This is a genomic window from Pantoea pleuroti (assembly GCF_014156615.1).
Classification (GTDB): Bacteria; Pseudomonadota; Gammaproteobacteria; order Enterobacterales; family Enterobacteriaceae; genus Pantoea; species Pantoea agglomerans.
The window spans coordinates 1-720 of sequence record NZ_SBFD01000028.1 but is presented as its reverse complement, the minus strand read 5'-3'; the positions used below and the strand labels follow the sequence as shown (position 1 = coordinate 720).

Annotated in this window: 1 rRNA gene; it reads left to right on the top strand. The window is 55.3% G+C overall.

What is annotated here, in order from left to right:
- Positions 1–691 (top strand): 23S ribosomal RNA (locus EPG66_RS22800); the annotation flags it as partial.
- Positions 692–720: the final 29 nt, after the last annotated feature.

The window sequence follows — 720 nt, the reverse complement described above, 5'->3', positions numbered from 1 at the left end:
CCGGGCTGCGGACAGTGTCTGGTGGGTAGTTTGACTGGGGCGGTCTCCTCCTAAAGAGTAACGGAGGAGCACGAAGGTCAGCTAATCACGGTCGGACATCGTGAGGTTAGTGCAATGGCATAAGCTGGCTTGACTGCGAGAGTGACGGCTCGAGCAGGTGCGAAAGCAGGTCATAGTGATCCGGTGGTTCTGAATGGAAGGGCCATCGCTCAACGGATAAAAGGTACTCCGGGGATAACAGGCTGATACCGCCCAAGAGTTCATATCGACGGCGGTGTTTGGCACCTCGATGTCGGCTCATCACATCCTGGGGCTGAAGTAGGTCCCAAGGGTACGGCTGTTCGCCGTTTAAAGTGGTACGCGAGCTGGGTTTAGAACGTCGTGAGACAGTTCGGTCCCTATCTGCCGTGGGCGCTGGAGAATTGAGGGGGGTTGCTCCTAGTACGAGAGGACCGGAGTGAACGCACCACTGGTGTTCGGGTTGTCATGCCAATGGCATTGCCCGGTAGCTAAGTGCGGAAAAGATAAGTGCTGAAAGCATCTAAGCACGAAACTTGCCCCGAGATGAGTTCTCCCTGACTCCTTGAGAGTCCTGAAGGGACGTTGAAGACTACGACGTTGATAGGCCGGGTGTGTAAGCGCAGCGATGCGTTGAGCTAACCGGTACTAATGACCCGTGAGGCTTAACCTTACAACGCCAGAGGCGTTTTTGAGAGACAC